The 20,310-nt window shown below is 27.0% G+C and carries 19 protein-coding genes; 13 read left to right on the forward strand and 6 right to left on the reverse strand.

The features are described 5' to 3' along the window. Nucleotides 1-207 precede the first annotated feature (207 nt). Genes Q0958_RS00070 through Q0958_RS00095 form a run of 6 tightly spaced genes read left to right on the forward strand, consistent with a single transcriptional unit; the run spans nt 208 to nt 5,249 of the window. On the forward strand, nt 208-1,626 hold the full coding sequence (locus tag Q0958_RS00070) for a GspE/PulE family protein (RefSeq protein ID WP_299118251.1): 1,419 nt from the start codon (nt 208-210) through the stop codon (nt 1,624-1,626). Nucleotide 1,627: 1 nt separating this feature from the next. Next, nucleotides 1,628-2,086: a hypothetical protein gene (locus Q0958_RS00075; RefSeq protein ID WP_299118252.1), complete on the forward strand. Its 459-nt coding sequence runs from the start codon at nt 1,628-1,630 to the stop codon at nt 2,084-2,086. After that, entirely contained in the window at nt 2,086-3,333 is a 1,248-nt protein-coding gene (locus tag Q0958_RS00080) for a hypothetical protein (protein WP_299118253.1), read from the forward strand. Before Q0958_RS00075 ends, Q0958_RS00080 begins: the two co-directional genes overlap by 1 nt. Next, complete coding sequence (locus Q0958_RS00085) at nt 3,321-3,662, forward strand: hypothetical protein (protein ID WP_299118254.1); 342 nt, start codon at nt 3,321-3,323, stop codon at nt 3,660-3,662. The genes Q0958_RS00080 and Q0958_RS00085 overlap by 13 nt, the downstream gene beginning before the upstream one ends. After that, complete coding sequence (locus Q0958_RS00090) at nt 3,649-4,116, forward strand: type II secretion system protein (protein ID WP_299118255.1); 468 nt, start codon at nt 3,649-3,651, stop codon at nt 4,114-4,116. The genes Q0958_RS00085 and Q0958_RS00090 overlap by 14 nt, the downstream gene beginning before the upstream one ends. Next, nucleotides 4,116-5,249: a type II secretion system F family protein gene (locus Q0958_RS00095; RefSeq protein ID WP_299118256.1), complete on the forward strand. Its 1,134-nt coding sequence runs from the start codon at nt 4,116-4,118 to the stop codon at nt 5,247-5,249. The genes Q0958_RS00090 and Q0958_RS00095 overlap by 1 nt, the downstream gene beginning before the upstream one ends. On the opposite strand, the gene Q0958_RS00100 is transcribed toward Q0958_RS00095, so the two are convergent. Genes Q0958_RS00100 through Q0958_RS00120 form a run of 5 tightly spaced genes read right to left on the reverse strand, consistent with a single transcriptional unit; the run spans nt 5,242 to nt 10,186 of the window. Beyond that, nucleotides 5,242-5,757: a hypothetical protein gene (locus Q0958_RS00100; RefSeq protein WP_299118257.1), complete on the reverse strand. Its 516-nt coding sequence runs from the start codon at nt 5,755-5,757 to the stop codon at nt 5,242-5,244. The genes Q0958_RS00095 and Q0958_RS00100 overlap by 8 nt on opposite strands. Then, nucleotides 5,750-6,940 (reverse strand): PilN domain-containing protein, encoded by a 1,191-nt coding sequence (locus tag Q0958_RS00105; RefSeq protein ID WP_299118258.1) that lies wholly within the window; start codon nt 6,938-6,940, stop codon nt 5,750-5,752. The genes Q0958_RS00100 and Q0958_RS00105 overlap by 8 nt, the downstream gene beginning before the upstream one ends. Then, on the reverse strand, nt 6,940-9,081 hold the full coding sequence (locus Q0958_RS00110) for a general secretion pathway protein GspD (protein ID WP_299118259.1): 2,142 nt from the start codon (nt 9,079-9,081) through the stop codon (nt 6,940-6,942). Before Q0958_RS00110 ends, Q0958_RS00105 begins: the two co-directional genes overlap by 1 nt. A 5-nt stretch (nt 9,082-9,086) precedes the next feature. Next, a complete protein-coding gene (locus tag Q0958_RS00115; protein WP_299118260.1) occupies nt 9,087-9,443 on the reverse strand; it encodes a hypothetical protein in 357 nt (118 codons plus the stop codon). Between the two features lie 2 nt (nt 9,444-9,445). Continuing rightward, a complete protein-coding gene (locus Q0958_RS00120; RefSeq protein ID WP_299118261.1) occupies nt 9,446-10,186 on the reverse strand; it encodes a hypothetical protein in 741 nt (246 codons plus the stop codon). Nucleotides 10,187-10,274: 88 nt separating this feature from the next. Between Q0958_RS00120 and Q0958_RS00125 the strand changes: the two genes are divergently transcribed. From Q0958_RS00125 to Q0958_RS00155, 7 genes are all read left to right on the forward strand, one after another. Then, nucleotides 10,275-10,685 (forward strand): prepilin-type N-terminal cleavage/methylation domain-containing protein, encoded by a 411-nt coding sequence (locus tag Q0958_RS00125; protein WP_299118262.1) that lies wholly within the window; start codon nt 10,275-10,277, stop codon nt 10,683-10,685. A 90-nt stretch (nt 10,686-10,775) separates the two neighbouring features. Beyond that, on the forward strand, nt 10,776-11,543 hold the full coding sequence (locus Q0958_RS00130; RefSeq protein WP_299118263.1) for a hypothetical protein: 768 nt from the start codon (nt 10,776-10,778) through the stop codon (nt 11,541-11,543). A gap of 70 nt (nt 11,544-11,613) precedes the next feature. Further along, nucleotides 11,614-12,420 carry an HNH endonuclease gene (locus Q0958_RS00135; protein WP_299118264.1) on the forward strand — a complete coding sequence of 269 codons (807 nt, stop codon included), beginning with the start codon at nt 11,614-11,616 and terminating at the stop codon, nt 12,418-12,420. A gap of 200 nt (nt 12,421-12,620) precedes the next feature. Continuing rightward, a complete protein-coding gene (locus tag Q0958_RS00140) occupies nt 12,621-13,160 on the forward strand; it encodes a hypothetical protein (protein ID WP_299118265.1) in 540 nt (179 codons plus the stop codon). Between the two features lie 415 nt (nt 13,161-13,575). Then, a complete protein-coding gene (locus tag Q0958_RS00145) occupies nt 13,576-16,464 on the forward strand; it encodes a histidine kinase (protein ID WP_299118266.1) in 2,889 nt (962 codons plus the stop codon). A gap of 1 nt (nt 16,465) precedes the next feature. Further along, nucleotides 16,466-17,218: a LytTR family DNA-binding domain-containing protein gene (locus tag Q0958_RS00150; RefSeq protein WP_299118267.1), complete on the forward strand. Its 753-nt coding sequence runs from the start codon at nt 16,466-16,468 to the stop codon at nt 17,216-17,218. A gap of 96 nt (nt 17,219-17,314) precedes the next feature. Continuing rightward, a complete protein-coding gene (locus Q0958_RS00155; RefSeq protein ID WP_299118268.1) occupies nt 17,315-19,423 on the forward strand; it encodes a BspA family leucine-rich repeat surface protein in 2,109 nt (702 codons plus the stop codon). A 351-nt stretch (nt 19,424-19,774) separates the two neighbouring features. On the opposite strand, the gene Q0958_RS00160 is transcribed toward Q0958_RS00155, so the two are convergent. Beyond that, a complete protein-coding gene (locus tag Q0958_RS00160) occupies nt 19,775-20,212 on the reverse strand; it encodes a helix-turn-helix transcriptional regulator (RefSeq protein WP_299118269.1) in 438 nt (145 codons plus the stop codon). Nucleotides 20,213-20,310 lie beyond the last annotated feature (98 nt).

The raw sequence follows: 20,310 nt of genomic DNA on the forward strand, positions 1-20,310 counted from the left end.
TTTATACTACTCGCCCTTAGTTTCCCTATGGCTTCATTTTTAATACTTTTTTCACTCTCTCTTATTTTCTCTCTTCTATTATTCTTAATTTTAAAACCAAACTTAAAAAACAAAACTATCCCTTTAGCCGGATTACAAGCTTTTTTTGTAAGTTTAGTGCTAATTATAAATTGGTTTTTTAATTTTGTAGATATTTATGCTCTATAAATGAAAAAGGAAAAATTGCAAGAAATCTCAACAGAAATCATTCAATCTATAAATACTGAGCTAGCTCATAGTTATAGAGTAATACCCATTAAAAAAGATGTAAACTCTTTTACTTTCTTAACCGATAACTCTAAACACAACACTATAAAACAAGAGTTACGAATCTTATTAGGTAAAGACATTTTTTTTAAACTTGAGAGTTCTGAAATTATTGACACTCTTCTTCAAAAAAATTATAGAGAAAGACAAACAGCAAGTACAACCGCTTCTTTACAGTACTCTGAAGATTTTTTATTAAAAACAATTCATGAAGCAAAAGAGTTAGGTAGTAGTGATATTCATTTTGAAGCTTTTGAAAAACAAAATAGAGTTCGCTTTAGAATTGACGGAAAATTACTTGAACGTTATATTATTTCTAAAGATGAATATGCCAAAATAATTAACCGAATTAAAATAATGGGAGGTTTAGATATATCAGAGAAAAGACTCCCGCAAGATGGTAGAATTAACCTTTATTCTGAACATGAAGATTTTGATATTCGTGTTTCATCTCTACCTACTTTACATGGTGAAAAATTAGTGCTTCGTATTTTATCAAAAGGAAATTTAACCGCTAATTTAAACAGCTTAGGGTTTACGGAAGATGAACTAGAAACATATAAAAAAGCAGTAAAAAAACCGAATGGTATAGTCTTAATTTCTGGTCCAACTGGTTCAGGAAAAACAACTACCTTATATGCTACACTTAAACTTCTAAATACAGAAGACACAAACATTTTAACTATTGAAGACCCTATTGAATACACTCTAGAAGGTGTAAATCAAGTACAGTTAAAAGAAAATATAGGTTTAGATTTCGCTAGTACTTTACGAACGTTTCTAAGACAAGACCCAGATATTATTATGGTTGGTGAAATTAGAGATGTTGCGACAGCAAATATGGCTATTAGAGCTGCATTAACTGGGCATATGGTATTATCAACAATACATACAAATTCTGCATGGGCTACAATATCTAGACTTATTGATATGGGGATTCCTCCTTTTTTAATAGCAAGCACTTTGAATGTAAGTGTAGCGCAAAGATTAGTTCGTAAATTATGTAACAACTGTAAAAAAGAAGAAAAGTTCCCTAACAATAATTTAAAAATAGAACATAAAGAACTTATTAAAATAGAACATCATTATATAGCCACTGGCTGTTCTAAATGCTATCATACTGGATATAAAGGCAGAAAAGCTATTTATGAAATTATTCCAATTACTAAAGAGTTAGTACAACATATTCAAGAAAAAGAACTAGACATATCAGAATATCTTATAAAAAATAAGATTCCTACCTTGCAAAAAAATGCATTGGAATTACTAAAAAATGGTACTACTTCAATGGATGAAATTTACTCTTTATTAATTTCTTAATATGAAAAAGCAACAAAAAACATACTTTTTATTGGCTGGCGTATTAGCAATATGGGGAATAATTGGCTATCAGATATTTAATCAATTAAACACTGAAGAAATAACAATATCTGTAAATAACGATAATTTTAAATATATTCCTAAAGAAAGAATTGAGGTTAAAAAATATAATATTAAAGGAAATTATAGAGATCCTTTTTTAGGTAAATCCTTTTTTAATAAAAAAAAGAAAGTCAAAAGTTTAAACGTTAAAGAAAAGAAACTTTTACCATTTCCTAATGTTGTTTACAATGGAATTATCCAAGGAAGCAAAAAAAAGTCTTATATCATTACAGTAAACGGAAAACAAGAAATAATAAAAATCAATCAAACTTTTCAAAACATCACTCTTTTACAAGCTAACAATAAAGAAATAAAAGTTAGATTTAATAACATAATTAAAAAAATTCCTAAACTGTAATGTTGTTTTTTAAAAAGATTAAAGCTGGAGCACTACAATATGTATTAGTTATTTCTGTAATTATTGCTTTTATTCTTTTTGCTTTTATCTCCCTAATTTATTTACAACAACAACTACAAATAAAAAATACTTTCTATAAAGAAGCTATAGAAAATGTACAATCCGCCTTTAACTCAATTGATCATTCTATAGATAGCAAATCTCTAGAGAAAAAGTACTCGGAAAATAGACACGAAAAAACCACATTTTCTAAAGAACATTGGGGTATTTTCGATATTGTAAGTATCTCTTCAGTAGTTAAAAACGAATCATTTCAAAAAATAGGACTAATTGGTTATCAGGATAATGAAAGAGATGCTTTATATCTTAAAGAAAACAATACTCCTTTAGTATTGGTTGGTAACACAACAATTAAAGGAAATGTATCTCTTCCTAAAAAAGGAACAAAGCGTGGTAACATAGCTGGTATTTCATATTATGGAAATCAATTAATTAATGGACTTCAAAAAAAAAGTAAAACCTCTTTACCTCCTATAAAAAACATAAATTATATAAAGAGTTTATTTAATAGAAGCTATATGAATAACTCTATTGAAAATTTTGAATTAGAAGAAAACTTAAAACTTACTCAATCATTTAATAAACCAACTATTGTTCATTATACAGAAGAGAATATTAACTTATCAAATATAGAATTACAAGGCAACATTATAATACACTCAAAAAACACTATTACAATTGATAAAACAGCTATACTAAAAGACATTATTTTAATAGCTTCATCCATAAAAATCTTAAAAAACACAACAGGAAATTTCCAAGCCTTTGCTCAAAATAACATAATAGTAGAAGAGAATTGTACAATGAATTACCCAACTGCTTTGATTTTACAACAGCAAGGAAAAACAGATGAAAAAAAACTAATTAACATTGGTAAAAACGCTACCATAAAGGGTGCTTTAGTTTACTATAATGATTTTAATAAAAAAGATATAAATTTCAACCCTCAAGTTTATATTTCCGAAAACTCAACTATCATTGGCGAATTATACTGCAATCAAAATCTTGAATTATTAGGTAATGTTCACGGCACTGTATGTACTAATAATTTTATCACAAAACAGTATGGGAGTGTATACATTAACCATCTATATAATGGGATAATAAACTCATACAAACTACCAAAGCAATATTGTGGGCTTTTTATAGGTGATAAATCTCTAAAAGTGGCGAAATGGTTATATTAAAAAAAACGAATGCATCTTCTTTAACAGAAGTTCTTACAGCTTCAGTTATTATCTTAATAGTTTTTGGAATTGCGATTGTAACTCTCGATAGAACTTTACAAAATTCTATTAATAAAAATACTCAAAGAATTGAAACAGATTTAAATGAATTAAAATACCTATACAATCACAAAAAAATAACCCTACCATATAAGAATGAGAAAAATAATTGGTTAATTACCATTGAAAAAGAAACAAACAAAAAACAAGTATTTATTCTCTTTGAAGCAACTCATAAATTTTCAAAAAGAAAAGTTATAAAAAAAGATTATTTCGTTGAAATTAACTAAAAAAACAAACTCTTTTACTTTAAGCGAAATACTTGTAGTACTAGTAATTTCTAGCATTGTCATTGCTTCTGCTTTTTTAATGTTATCTATGGTACAAAAACAATTTCGTACTGTACAAACAAATATGAATAACAAATATGAAGTTAATTTTATTGAAAGGTTATTATGGCAAGATTTTAATTCACAACATTCTATTTCCTTTCAGAAAGAAAAAAACCTACTAACCTTAACTAATAATATAGATACAATAACCTATTCTTTTTTTGATAATTTTACATTAAGAAATATTGACACTCTCCCCATACAAATTATAAAAACTGAATTGTTTTTAGAAGGAGAAAAAACTGAATCTGGAAAAATAGATGCTATAAAAATTACAACAAGTCCTTTTTATGGAAATAGGAAAATATTTATTTATACATCTAAGGATGCAACATTTTATATGAATCAATAATGGCTTTTCAATTAGATAATATTCAAAAAAACAAAAAGGACAAAAAAGATTCTTTTGATATAAATTCTATTTTAAAAAAAGAGATTAATTTATTCGGAAATTCTTTTTCGAACAAAAAAAAAGAAGCTTTTTACACAGAATTAGCTGTACTACTTCATGCAGGTTTAGAACTAAAAGATTCTATAGAATTAATAGGTACTGAGCAAAAAAAAGAAATTGATAAAGATCTTTTTCAAAACATTATTAATAACCTTATAGAAGGGAAAAATTTATCTGATGCTATTAAGAAACAAAAACACTTTTCTGAATACGAATATTACTCTATACAAATAGGAGAAAAAACAGGAACACTTCAAAAAGTAATTGAAGAGTTAGGTTTATTTTTCAAAAGAAAAAACGAGCAGCGCAGAACTATCTTAAGCGCTCTTTCCTACCCTATAGTTGTACTATGTACTGCTTTTTTAGCCATATTGTTTATGTTACAATTTGTGGTTCCAATGTTTGCTGATATTTTTAAACAAAACAAAGTAGAACTGCCATGGTTAACACAACAAATTATCTTTTTCTCGGAAAGTTTTGCCAAATATTATTGGTTAGGCGGCTTTGTATTGATTGGGATATTTATTTTTATTAAACTTTTCAGAAAAAAAGTTTGGTATCGAAAATTATTCTCCAAAATTTTATTAAAAACACCTTTTGTTGGAGACTTTATTAGAAAAGTACGAATAGCTCAATTTACACAAGCAATTTCATTATTAGTAAGTGCTAAAGTGCCCTTATTAAATGGAATACAACTTACAAGAAAAATGATTCATTTTTACCCATTACAAATTTCACTAAAACATATAGAAGATGATATTTTATTAGGTAAAACCCTTTATAAAAGTATTAGTAAACAATCATTTTTTGATAAAAAAATGGCTTCTTTAATTAAAGTTGCAGAAGAAACAAATCAAACGGAAACTATTTTCAACCGTCTAACATATCAATACAATCAGGAAATTGAATACAAATCTAAAATGATAAGTGCCACAATAGAACCTATAATCATATTACTTTTAGGAGGAATTGTTGCTATTGTTTTAATAGCCATGTACTTACCTATGTTTCAGTTAAGTACAGTTATTAGTTAGTTGTTTTTTGCAAAAAAATGGTGCTTGTTAAATAAAAACGATTAGTCTTATAGTTTTTTTTCTTTTCAAAATCTACAGAAATAAATTCACCTAACTGTTCATGTTCAATAAAGTTTATCAACTTTAAAAGATCAATATAGTTTCCTTTTAATTCAAATGAATATGTTTCTATTGTTGTTTGGTTCTTTTCAACTCTATGAGGTTGATCAAATGCAACTATACTAATATCTTTACCCTGTATAAAAACTGTTATTTTTTCTAACAATAATTGCTGAAAAGAACTTTCAGCCGAAACATTTCTAGAAATCAAAAAATCATTTAAACTATTATTTTTTTGTTGTAAATATTGTAGCTTATTAACCGCATTATCTACCAACTCCTTTTCTTTTAATAGCTTTGTGTGTTTATCTTTTTCTATTATAGTTTTTTTTATAGAAAAATGATATGCAATAAAAACACCTATAAATATCCCCACTATTAGACCTGTATTTTTTTGTTGATTACTCATGTCTTAAATGGATTAAAATTTCAAAAGTAGCTGTTCTTTTTTCTTCACCTAATTGAATAATGACTTTATCTACCCACTCTTTATTTTCTAAAAAACGAATAAACTTTGTAAAATCTTCATTACTAGAAAGAACTCCTTTTATTTGTATTTGATTTTTATAAGTAGTTATTAATTTTTCTTTTTTTACCCTAGTAGATAATGGCTGATACTCTAAGCTTGTTAAAGTTATTGTATTAGGTATTAAAATAGCAATATCATCAAGATACAATGAGACTTTAGACCTAGAAACTGAACTTAAGTTTGCAATTACTTTTTCTTTTTGTTTAATCTCTGACTGAAGTTTTAAAAGCTGATTTTTATAACTATCATTTAACTGAACATCAATAAGTAATTGGTTATTTTTTGTATAATAATGATTAAAAAAAATGAAGTTAGTTAATAACACTAAAAACAAAAAAACAACACCTCCTTTTAATCCTAGGGAAAATATTTTTTGTTGATTATAAGCTTCTCTTAGTTCATGATTTTTTTTTGCTAAACCCAGTTGATTATCCTTTCCAAAATAATAAGAAAGAATTCCTCCTAAACACAACAACTCATTATTTACTACCTCTAGATTATTTATTGAATAATTTAGTACTTTTTCGCTTGTTGTTTTCTCTACCTCATTTAACTCTCCTTTTTTTATCTGAATTTTAGATATTGAAGTCTGAACCTCACCATCATCAAGAAATTGAAGTATATTTTGAACTACTAATACCCCCAAAGAAAACCCAATAACAGAAACCTTTTTCTTTTTGTAATTATGAATTAAATTATCTACATATTCTTTTCTACAAATACTTACAAAAGATGCTTTTTTTGTTGAATAAACTTCAAAGTAAAAATCATTTAAATTAATATTAGGGAATGCTTTTTTTGTAAGAATATCATGAGAATTATTTATAACATCAATTTTTTTTGACAGGACTTGATGATTATTTAAAACTAAAAAAACATGCTGTTCCTTTTCAAAAGAAGAAAGCAATTTATTATAACTAGAATAAAAGCTTCTATTTTTTACAAGTAATTCTTTACCTTTTTTTACTAGACTTAAAAGAACAAATTCTTCATTATTACTAGCATTTGAACTATGTTCAATAGCTGTATATACCAAACCATATGTTAGCCTTTTTTTAAGCATTAGCGAATAATAGTAGGTTTGATTAATACCGATAATTTTGTTCTTGATTTGGTTCTAGTCTTTTTACTAAACAACCACTTAATAACAGGAATTCTAGCCAACAAAGGTACTCCAGAACCAGAGTCGTTTTTCACGTTTTCTTCTAATCCACCCAAAATTATAACATCTTGATCCTTTACTCGAATAGTAGATGTAAACTCTCGAGAATTCATTCCAATAGGAGCGCTAGAATCTATTTGCTTTCCATTAAAACTAGATTGTATAACATTTATACTCAATGTAATCTGCTCATCCCCTGAAACCAGCGGTCTAATATTTATAGACAAATCTGCATCAATAGGAATATAATCATTTGTTACAATAGTTTGCGGATTCTGAGCTCCAATCACATTGGTTTTTTCAATTTTATAATAAGAACGCTCTCCATTAGAAAGCGTTGCTTGATGCCCATTTAAAGTTGACAATTTAGGAGTTGATCTAATTTTCACATCTCCATTCGTTTCCATTAATTGAATTTTAGCAAAAAAATTAGGCACTACTTTACCAACATTTAAAGAACCAAATCCATTAAACCCACCAATAATTTTATTAATTGTTTTTGCTCCTAAAGTTACATTTGCAGAAGGAAATAATGAACCTATATCTTTTGTTGGTTCTTTTCCTAAACCTAAATCAACACCTGTATTAACTGTCGCTTTTTTGCTTACTTCAAGAATCATTACCTCAATTAAAATAACTGGTACTTTCTTATCTATTTTATTAATAAACTCTTTAAATCTCTCTATTTTTTGAGCTTCTCCAGAAACAATAAAACTATTATGTTCAACATCCGTTAAAATCTCCAATCCATTTGTTACTTCTTTAGGTATTATTGCTTTTAATGCCTCTGTTTTAGTTTTATAATTTCCAAATGGCTGACTATTTACAGTATTTAATCGTTGTTGCTGATTTACAAAAGAATTTCTTTGATTAAAATTATTTTGTTGATTGCTAAAACCGATATTATTATTATTAAAATTAGAGTTGTTATACGAATTTCTAGAAGAACTATTATAACTTCTTCTAGACATGCCTATAGGTTGATTCATTATTTCAATAGAACGATACATCAATGGTATTACTACCGAACTCCTTAAAGACGATTGTTTTGCTTCTCCAAAATAGTAAATACCATCCTTTTCTTTAAAAGTAAAAGTAGAATCTTCTAAAATCCTAGCTAATAAATCATTATAAGTAATAGATTTTGCTTTTACTGAAGCTGTACCAATATTATTTAATGGTGCATTGGTAAACATATTTATATTCAATTCATAACCAATATCCTTAATAATTGAAGATATTGGGGCATTTTCAAAATCTACTTCAATTTTTTTATTCTCTAAATCTAATACTTTAAAAAAGAAATTTGTATTTCTATAACGTTTTGGTCTTGTAGCTCTTTTTGAACTATTTGATACACTTGATTGATTATTATCTCTTTCAAATAGATAATAATTATCTTTAGTTTTTGTAACCAATAAATTATTTGAAAAAGCCAATTTGTCCATAGCACTTTCAAATGATTTTTCTTTTATATAACCAGATAGTTTTTTATTTCCAAGTCCTGGTGAAAAAACTAAATTCTTCCCTGTTACATTGGTTATTTTCTTAAAAACAACTGAAAGAGTATCATTTTGCAAATCAAAAGACAACAAATCATTTTCAGTCTTATAACTTATTGGAATTTCTCTATTTTTATTAAAATTTTTCTTTGCTAAAGGAACATACTTTTTAAGTGAAATAATGTTTCCAGTAACATAAAATGTAAGTTTATATTCTTTACATAAGTACAAAATAATATCTTTAATACTAGCATTTGAAAAATTATGAGAAAGCATAATATTTTCAAGATTTGGATCTGATGCACTTATATTTACTTTATTTGCCTTTCCTATAGCTCTTACAAAAACAGGCAGCTGAATTTCACTTATATTATTATCTACTGTTTGCCTTAATCCCTTAATAGAAACCTGCAAACTATCTAAACTTAATTTAAGTTTTTGAATCCTTTCTTTCTCTTCTAACAAAATATCTTGAGAAAAACCATGTTTAGTTCCCAATAACAATAAAGCTATTAAAACTATTTTATATCCTTTTAGCATTTTTTTTATTTTACAGTAAAAGCTTTTGTCGAATACATTGTTTCATATTCACTATTTTGTGCTTTTACTCTCCATTCATATTCATTAACAACCAATACCTTTTTAAATATTGTTTTAGAAATTATTGTATCTGTTATAACCTGTATCGGATTATTAAAATTTGGTGTTGCTATTTGTAATTTGTAATGCTCAGCATCTTCAATTGAACTCCAATTAAAATTAACTTCCCCTTTAGGTACTTCAACTTTATCATGAGGAGAAATTAATTCTACTTTTTTATTTGATATATCTCCAACAAATATTGCTTCACATCCAGAAATTACAAAAAGAAAAAATGCTATAACAACTATTATTTTTTTCATACCTAAAATTTAAAACTACTTTTAATTAATTCTTTTTCTAATGCTTCTGGGGTATCTTTAGTACTATTACTACAGTTTTGATTTTCATTGATAAGCGTTGCAATCTCTATTTTTTTTCTAGAAGTTACTTTCCAACAAAATGATGATAATTCATATCCAAATATTAATTGCTTTGAAAAATCAATACTGCCTATTTCTTTTTCATCTTTGTAAATAAATAATCGTTGTTTACTTTGTTTATCAGTTTTTAAGTAAACAGCGTCAGAGTTCTTTATTAAACTTAAAAATTCTTGATTTGGAATTAACTGTAATGAAAGAACCAATAATGGATTATTTGATTTTTTTAAGTAATTAAACACTTCAAAATTTGACTTATTTAACGAATTAACAACTGAAACTCTATTTTCAATCTTAACAACCGTATATCTTGGTTTTGACTGAATACTATCATTCATAACAATCATATTATCTATACCTTTCTTATTCTTAAGTGAGTTTAGATATTGTTTGTACGATTTTTTTGTAAAAAGTACTTCTGAAACACTAACTTTGATATTAGCATCATATTTGGGGGTTCCAAAAGTTTCGAAATTTGTTTTTCTAATTGATTTTTGTTTTTCCCCAACAACACCTAGTTCTATTTCAGAATTAGTAGGGTGAAAATTGTTGTTTTTAGGTAACACTCCACAAGAAGCTATAAATACACTAATAAACAACACTGTAAAAAAAAGCATTTTCTTCATTTTTGATAGCAATATTTCTTATTTAGCAAATATTTGATGGTAAAAGTAACATTTATTTTTATTTTTGGTTTTTAAAGCTCTGAAAACAATGAATAAAAAAAAGCTAAAAAAAGTAAATGCATTCAATTTACAAGAATTATTAGTTGTATTAATGATTATTGGTATCTTAATTTTAATTGCATTACCTAATTTAATGCCTCTTATTTCCAAAGCAAAGAGTTTAGAAGCTCAAGGTCAACTCACTCAACTATACAGAATGCAAAGAAATCACTTTTTTATGTATTCTAAGTACTCTAATGACTTAAATGCAATTGATTTTGAAATTCCTAAAAAAGTTACTGAAGGCGGTCGTTCTAATTATTCATATGAAATAATAGAAGCCACTAACAATTCTTTTAAAGCAAAAGCCATAGCTGCTACAGATTTCGATGGAGATGGAATTTTAAATGTTTGGCAAATAGATCAAGACAACAATTTAAAAGAACTGGTTAAAGATTAAAGATAAACAGCAGTTTATTTTAATCTAAATTGGGCGTACAACGATGTATTTTATACGTATATAAAGAAGTTGGTTAATATTAAAACCAAAATGAACAGACTTTTTATTTTATTATTTTCAATTTCGTTAATTGGTTGCTGTCGAGAACCAAAATTGTTGAATAATGGACTAACGAAAAGTGCAAGTCAATTGACCGAATATACTATTTTGATAAAACGAGATTCTGCTAATAATGAGGCTCGGGATACATTAATGATTAGAAATAAATTTTATAACAATAACAACCAAATAATAAATCTACATCAAAAAACACTGTTTGACAATGAAAAAGTAGATATCGAATACAGTTACAACGAATTAAAAAAAATCAAAAAAGAAATCGTTAAAATATCAACTGAAACTTTACCATTTTCAGTTGATTACATTTATAAAGATACATTGCTCTATCAATCAAAAGCAATTGTAAATTACTCAAATGAGAAATTCGAACAAATCGAAACTTACTACTACCGAAAAAATAATTCAAAAAGTAAATCTGTATCAATTCAAATCTTTATCGATTTGGAATCTTCAGATACAATAAGAAATTCTGTTTCTACAACTTATTTTAATAAAAATGAGATAGTAACTAAAATTGAAACTATCCATAAAACCGACTTAGAACGAAATCGAAAAATAGTATACAAATACGATTGTCAAAGACTAATTGGTCTGAAAGAATTTAATAACAATGACTCATTAATTTCAACACTTAAATACGAATATGATTTAGATAACTTTGGTAATTGGATTTCAAAAAAAATTTATAAAAACAAAAAATTAGATAAATTTATAACAAGAGAAATAAATTATAAATAACTACAACACCTAAACTGCATTAAAACGCAACTTAGCCAAACCGTTATCTGCAAGTTGAAAAACCGATAATATGAAAACATTTTTATTCGCATGGAATCCTAAAAAATGGAATTGGACAACTCTAGAACAGAGTATTGACCAAATTGAACAAACGGGTCGTGCGTCTGAAAAATGGAGTGTTGTCAGCCATAAGAAAATTCAACCTGGAGATAGAGTGTTTCTAATTAGACTAGGAAAGCAACCAAAGGGAATTATGGGAGCTGGATTTGTAGTATCCCCCGTTTTTCTTTCATCTCATTGGGATGGTTCTGATAGGTTAGTAAATAGAGTAATGATTGATTTTGAAGTCATTCTAAACCCTGAAAAAGAGCCACTTTTAAATCTTGATATATTAAAACAAGGGAATTTAGGAAAGGTAAATTGGACTCCTCAATCCTCTGGAATTAAAATTAATCCGGATGTAACAGATGAATTAGAAGCTGTTTGGTTTGACTTTTTGACAACACAAAAAATCAGACACAATCCCTTCAAACCAACTGAAAAAGAAAAGCAAAAAGTCTATACTGAAGGAACGCCTAATCAAGTAATAGTAACTAAATATGAACGGAATCCATTTGCTCGAAAAACCTGTATTGACCATTATGGACTTTCATGTATCATTTGTGATTTTGACTTTGAAAAACAATACGGAGAACTAGGAAAAGGATTCATTCACGTACACCATTTAAAACAAGTAGCCGACATTGGAAAAGAATATCAGATTGACCCTATTAAAGACTTAAGACCAGTTTGTCCAAATTGCCATGCAATGATTCATAAAAGAAAAGAACCATATTCGATTGACGAAATGAAAGAAAAGATAAATACCAACAAGTAACACTGTATATAGCAAATAAGATTTTCAATAGTTTAGGAAGTTCAATGTTATTTATCAACACTCCCAAATCATTGATTCGGCTTTTAAGAATGAATAAATTTAAAACACAACGTCTTGGCTCAGTGTAAATTTGAAAGCTCATCGTTTTCTACTGCCCTACTTACCATATACTAAACATTGTGAGCAAGCAAAAAAACGAAATGAGAAACATTGAACAATTAATAAAAGAACTAATTCCTCCGAATAATTATCAGTACCGAAATGGATTTAGCAATGAGCACATTATCTTAAGCTTGAGTGAAAAAGAAAAAGCAGAAGTTGAGGAAACTTTGATTGAAATGCTCGAAGACAAAGAAGACGATTTAGTCGGTGAAACTTTGACACTAATGAAATCGACTGATTCGCTTCCAACTATACAAAAACGCTTGAACTTAACAAATAGCCCAACCATGAAAATTATTTGGGCGAGTTACATAAACGAGATAAAAAACGGAGATGAGAAAATGAAAGAAATCGCGTTAACCGAAATGGACAAAGTTTCGGAAAAGTATTCACGAATTGGAATTTTTCATCTTTTAGTTAAATTTAGTGATAATCGAATAAATAATAAGATTCGAAATTTTATAAATCATAAAGACTATTTGACTGCTTACAATGCAAGAACTTCTCTTGGAATTAACACAAATGAAATAATAAAACGAGAACAAATAAAAAACGAAATCGGAACTAAAAAATGGTGAGAAATATGGAATTTTAGTATAATAAAAAAGATTACATTAGGTCTTAAGGTTAAAGTTTTTAGAAGAATTTGAACAAGAAATGAAGAATCAAAAATTAGCAACATAAACTCACATCTTTTTTGCAAATTCTGTATATACAAAAGTATATTTGTAAAATGGTAATATAGAGCCAACCAATAAAACACCTCAAATACAAACACTTAAACCGATTAATAGTATATAAAACACGTATATTTTTTATAATTAATTTACATTACTTAAATAAATTTGTGAAAATATATGGAGGTTTTTGATAAAAATAAAAAAATCATATTCAATAGTTAAGAAACAAGAATTTTTAAAAATTGTAAAAAGAAGTGTTTTTAAAAAAGATGTAATTTAAAAATATTAATTTTCAAAGATGAATTAAAAGATTATGGAGAATCTTAAAAAAGTATTCTTTTTATTAATTAGTTTTAATGTTTTTAGTCAACAACCTATCGCTATTCAATTAACAGAAAAAGAAGGATTGCCAGATATAGAGTTTTATGGTGTTGTAGAGGATTCTAAAGGCTTTATATGGTTAGCAGCAAATAAAGGTTTGTATCGTTATAATGGGAAAAAATTTAAAAATTATTTAGCTCCAAAAAAAAGAGGATTATCTGTATTTGGATTAAAATTCGACCAAAAAGAAAGGCTTTGGTGTAATAATATATCTGGTCAGTATTTTTATGTAGAAAACGATTCCCTAAAACTATTTGCTGATTTTAAAAAATATACTAAAGGGCAATTGGCCGATTTTCTTTTTTTCAACAATAAATTATACATATACAATAGTTTTAATACTTTAGAAGTAAACCTAAAGACTAAAAAAGTCACAAAAATAATTAAAGACAGTAGTTTTAATATTGCCGCTTTTAAAAATAAAGACACTCTACTATTTCTAGACAAAACAAATGTAAAATACATAACAAAAAAAAACACTAGACTAAAACAATATTGTAAATTAACTAGCATAGGAAAAGCTAGGGTTAAAAATAATTTTTACCCCATTAAAAATAATATTTTCTTATACTCTCTTAATAAATTAAATAGAAAACAGCGATATTTTTTAAAAAACAATAAAAAATTTAAAGAGTTGTTTTTTAGAAATAACAACAAAGAAGCATTAATTACCTCAGTTTTTTCAGAAGATAATCTTATTTGGTTTTGTACAGAAAAAGGTATTTATAGATATTATTATATCAAAGATAATTTTGTATTAAAAGACACTTTGTTAAAAGACAATATAATTACTGGCGTATTAAAAGATAAGAATAGTAACTACTGGGTAACTACTTTAAGAAATGGGGTTTTTATTTTACCCAACATTAATATTACTCAATACGCTATACCAATTACTAATAATAATATTAGTGCTTTAGAAAAAATAAACGATTCTTGTTTTATTTACGGAACAATAAAAGGTGAAGTTGTTTTAATAAATGATTTTAATAAGACAAAGAAAAAAGTATTGTTATACCCTGAAAAAGTTAATAAAATAGCATACAATGGAGTTGATAAAGTTTTTGTTAGTTATGACAAAAAAGGGGTTGTACTAAATCCTCTTAATTTAAAACCTCTCAATAAAAAACCGGATTTTTTTTTAAGAAATGCTAAGAGTATATCTACCGTAAACAAAGATAAACTTTTGTTTGGCAGTTACGCTTCTGTAGACTTATTAAATCATAAGACAAACAAAAGAATAAGGTTAGGCCAAAGACGTTCATATACTACACATTATAATAAAAATACTCAAAAAATGTATGCTGGATATGTAGATGGAGTAGAATATTATAATAAAGATTTAAAACCTTATAAAATAAAATTTAATGAAGAACCAATTTTTGCAATAGATATAGATAACACCATTGATAATACAGTGTGGTTTTCTACCTTTTCTGATGGGGTTATAGGAGTAAGAAATGGAAAAGTTATATGTAATTACACTACTAAAAATGGTTTATTATCCAATCAAACAGGAAAAATAAAAGCAGATGGTCTTTTTTTGTGGATTGTTACTGATAAAGGATTACAACGATTAAATACCAAAACTAAAAAACTTCAAAGTTTAACTCAAAAAGATGGTATTACATCTTTCAATATTTCAGACATTGCTGTTTTTGAAGATTATATTGTCTTTGGCTCAAATAAAGGTTTATTTCGAATAAATAAAAACCAAATTTTTAAAAAAAACAACCTTCCAGATATATATATAACTAATGTATTAGTAGAAGATGAAAAAAAAATTATTAAAGACGAATATATTTTAACACCTAATCAAAATAAAATAGAGATTCAGTTTCATGCAAATGGTTATTTAACTAGTAAAAATGTAACATATAAGTACAGGTTATTAGGAGCAGATACTAATTGGTCTAGCATCACAAATGGCGTATATGATGTCGTTTTTAACAGCCTTTCAGCTGGAGACTATACCTTTCAGTTAAAAGCAGTAGCCAATGATGAAGAAACTAAAGTGTACAATATTAAAATACACGTTCAATTACCTTTTTATAAAAAATGGTGGGTTGTATTAAGCTTTTTTTTAATATTACTTTTTTTGATATGGAGGTATTTTCATTGGCGCTTTACTATGTTAAAAGCAAAACAGAAAGAACAATTAGAAAAAGAACGTATAAATAAAGAATTAATAACTTCTCAGTTAGAAAGTTTACGTTCACAAATGAACCCACATTTTATATTTAATGCCTTAAATTCTATTCAAGAATATATAGTATTAAATGAAAAAAAGTTAGCAAGTAAGTTTCTTGTTAAATTTTCAAGATTAATACGTATGTATTTAGAGCATAGCCAACAACAACACATTACACTTTTTGAAGAAATTAAAGCTTTAGAACTTTATCTTCAATTAGAAAAAGTTCGATTCGAAGACACATTGGAATACACTATACATATTCCTAAAAACTTTAGTTTAAACAGCATAAAAATCCCTTCTATTTTTATTCAACCTTATGTAGAAAATGCTTTAAAACATGGACTATTGCATAAAACATCAAATAGAAAATTAATAATATCATTCCACAAAGAAGACAATTATTTAATTTGTTGTATTAAAGATAATGGGGTTGGTAGGGTGCTATCAAAAAAAATAAAAAAAGAGCAAGAAGTATACTATAAATCTTATGCTACACAAGCCAATCAAAAAAGAATTGATTTGATAAATAGAAGTAGAAAAGAAAAAATAAATGTTGTTATTACCGATTTATACACTAATAAAATAGCAGCAGGAACAAAAGTAGAAATTAAAATACCTTTAAACTAGTATGAAAGCATTAATTATAGACGATGAAAATAAAGCAATACGTTTATTAAATACATTATTGCTAGATAATTGTCCTGAGATTAAAGCTGTTTTTAAATCTACAGATTTAATTTCAGGAGTAGCAATAATAGAAAAAGAAGAACCTGATATTGTTTTTTTAGATATTGAAATGCCAAATTATTCTGGTTTACAAATACTAGATTTTTTTAAAGGCAAAGAAATAAAATTTCAAATAATTTTTGTCACAGCTTATAATAAATATGCTGTAGAAGCATTTAAATTATCTGCTACAGATTATTTATTAAAACCCTTAGATGTAGAGGAATTAATAAAATCAGTCAATAAGGCAGTAAAACTTCATAAACAAAAAAGTATTAACAATCAATTCAACGAATTAAAAAAAGCGTTTAAACAATTATCTTTGAATAAGATTGCTTTAGAAATCCCTAAAGGAATTGTATTTGTGTCTCATGATGATATTCAATTGTTTGAAGCTGACGGAATGTATACAAAAGTCTATCTGAACAATAAAAAAGTAGAATTAATCTGCAAGCCTTTAAAATATTTTGTAACTCAATTAAAAGACTTAGCTATATTCTATAAACCACATCGTTCATATTTAATTAATCTAAAACATATAAAAGAGTTTATTAAAAAAGATGGCTTTTATTTATTAATGAATAACGGAGAATCTATTCCTATTACAAAAGATAAAAAAGAAGGTTTTTTACAATTAATTCAAGAGTATTTTTAATCTTTTTGGTTTAGAAAAAAAAACAAGCTTTTCAGAAATAAAAAAATCAACGAGTAATATTAATTATGAGTTTTGCTACACAAAACTATAATTATAATGAAAATAAATAAAAAAATTAAAAAACCAATAACCAAATTTTTAAATAAAATAGTATTTCTAAGCTTACTAGTTTTTATAGTTTCTTGTGGAAAAGACGACGAGAATATTCAAAACTCCGTACCAGTAATAGAAGCACAATCATTTAATGCATCGGAAGATGCTACAAGTACTGATATAATAGGAACTGTAAAAGCAACAGATGCAAATACAAACGATAAACTTACTTTTAGCATTACTACAAATAATAATGGTTTATTTGAAATTACAGATGATGGAAAATTAAGTTTAGTAAATGGAAAAACACTAGATTTTGAAACAACCACTTCCCACACCATTACTGTAAAAGTAACAGATGGTCAAGATGAATCATCAGCCCAAATAACGATTAATGTTGTAGATGTTAACGAAAACACAGCTCCGGTAATTACGAATCAAACCTTTGAAATTGCTGAAAACAACGCCATAAATGCTATTATTGGACAAATTGTAGCCACAGATTCAGAAGGAGATGCTTTAACATATAGTTTAACCACACAAAGTACTGAGTTTAATATATCTTCAAACGGAGAATTAAAAGCATTGGAAACGTTAGATTATGAAACTACTAAAAATTATACACTTGATGTATCTGTAAGCGATGGAACTCTTTCTAGCACAGCAACTATTACTATAAATGTAACTGATGTGGATGAAAATGGTGCTTTTATTACTACTTGGAAAACGAACTCTTTAAACCAATTGGTAACTATAAAAACAAGAGCTTCTGAAGCTGGACTTACTTATGATTATACAATTGATTGGGGAGATGGAATGACTAATCAAAATGTAACTGATGATATTACCCATACCTATGCTACTCCAGGTACATATAAAGTGGTTATTAAAGGAGTATTTCCTGCAATAAATTTATCGGAAGCACCAAGCTATATGAGAGAAAGTTTACAGTCTATTGACCAATGGGGTTCAATTAAATGGAAGACGATGAAACAGGCTTTCAAAGGATGTACATATGTAAAGGAATTAGCTAGTGATGCTCCAGATTTGTCTAATGTAACAGATATGTCTGGGATGTTTCACTCAGCTAGTAACCTTAACCAAGATATAAGTAATTGGGATGTGAGTAATATTACCAATATGAATGCTTTATTTTCTCATGCTACTACTTTTAATCAAGATATAGGTAATTGGAATGTAGAAAATGTTATTACAATGTCATCAATGTTTCAGTCAGCTTTTAACTTTAACCAAGATATAGGTAGTTGGAAAGTAGGTAAAGTACTTAATATGTTTTTTATGTTTGAGTCAGCTTTTAGTTTTAATCAAGATATTGGTGGTTGGAATGTAAGTAAGGTTACCAATATGCATTCTATGTTTAATAATGCTAAAGCTTTTAACCAAGACATAGGAAGTTGGAGTGTAAGCCACGTGTCTACTATGACTCAAATGTTTAAAAACGCTGAAAATTTTAATCAAAACATTAATAATTGGAACGTAAGTAATGTTCTTATAATGATTGAAATGTTTAGTGGAGCTAAAGCATTCAATCAAGATTTACATAAATGGGAGGTAAGTAGGGTTTTTTCTATGAGAGGGATGTTTCATGGTGCCAGCTCTTTTAATGGAAAAATTAATACTTGGACAGTAACAAAAGTAAATTCTATGCTTAGAATGTTTACTGATGCAAAAAAATTTAATCAAGATATAAGTAGCTGGAATGTTAGTAACGTAGAAGATATGGCATGGATGTTTCAAGGAGCATCTTCGTTTAATCAAAATATTAATAAATGGGAGGTGACAAAAGTATCAAACATGGCAAATATGTTTGCAGGTGCTGTAGCATTTAACCAAGATATAAGTAGCTGGAATGTTAGTAATGTAGAGAATATGTTTCGTATGTTTTTTGGGGCATCGGTATTCAATCAAAATATAGGTGGCTGGAACGTAAGTAAAGTAACAGACATGCGTACTATGTTTTATAATGCAACTGTTTTCAATCAGGATTTAACAGGGTGGGATGTTACCAAAGTAACAGGATGTCTTAGTTTTGATACGGGTTCAGGGCTTGCTGATAGCAATCGTCCAAACTTTACGAATTGCACACCATAGTAATAAATATTAATTACTATAAATAGTACAAGTAGAAAATAACATCTAGGTATTCATGAGAATATCTAGGTGTTATTTTTATTAGCTTGAAAGTTTTGGCCACATACCAATAGCTACACTTTCTGTATAGATTCTTGATTATAAATAATTTAATCTCATAAAAAAACGTGTACTTTTTCGTATACGTCTTGATAAAACAAAAAAGTTATAGACATAAAAAAACGGTTCGTGTATACGAACCGTTTTTAAACTTGTAGCGGGAACAGGACTCGAACCTGTGACCGTCTGCTTAGAAGACACATAGATTTCCAATCTTTTTATAGAATGTTCTTTATAAAAAATAATTTCCTGTTAATATCTATACTTATTATATACTATTACTTTCTTGATTTTATCGGATAAATTAAATGTTCTATTTGCTGCATCATATAAAAAGTATAAGCAATATAAAAGCACAACAAAAAACGTTCCCCAACTCATTGGTTCTTCCAAAGCATCTACTATCATTATAATTTGAACAATGATGAACAAACCTAATTTAAACAGAAACGATTTTACCTTTTTGTAATAGTTTTCTTGTTCTTTAAGTTGTTCTGGATTATTAGATATATAAAAATCAAGCTCGAATAAAGAAGACAAGGCTTTTAACGATTCCGTACTAGGATTTTCACCGTTTTCTATTCGTTGAATTGTTCGTAGACTTAATCCAGATAATTCTGATAATTGTGTTTGGGACCACTTATACTCCAATCGTAGTTTTTTAAGATTTTTAATATTTTCAGATTTCATTAAAACTTTATTTATAGTTCTGGTACAAGAGTACTAAAAATGACCAATGCCATGCATAGACAAATGAACGCAACTAATATGACATACACATCACACTT

The sequence above is a fragment of the uncultured Tenacibaculum sp. genome (assembly GCF_947499065.1).
GTDB lineage: Bacteria > Bacteroidota > Bacteroidia > Flavobacteriales > Flavobacteriaceae > Polaribacter.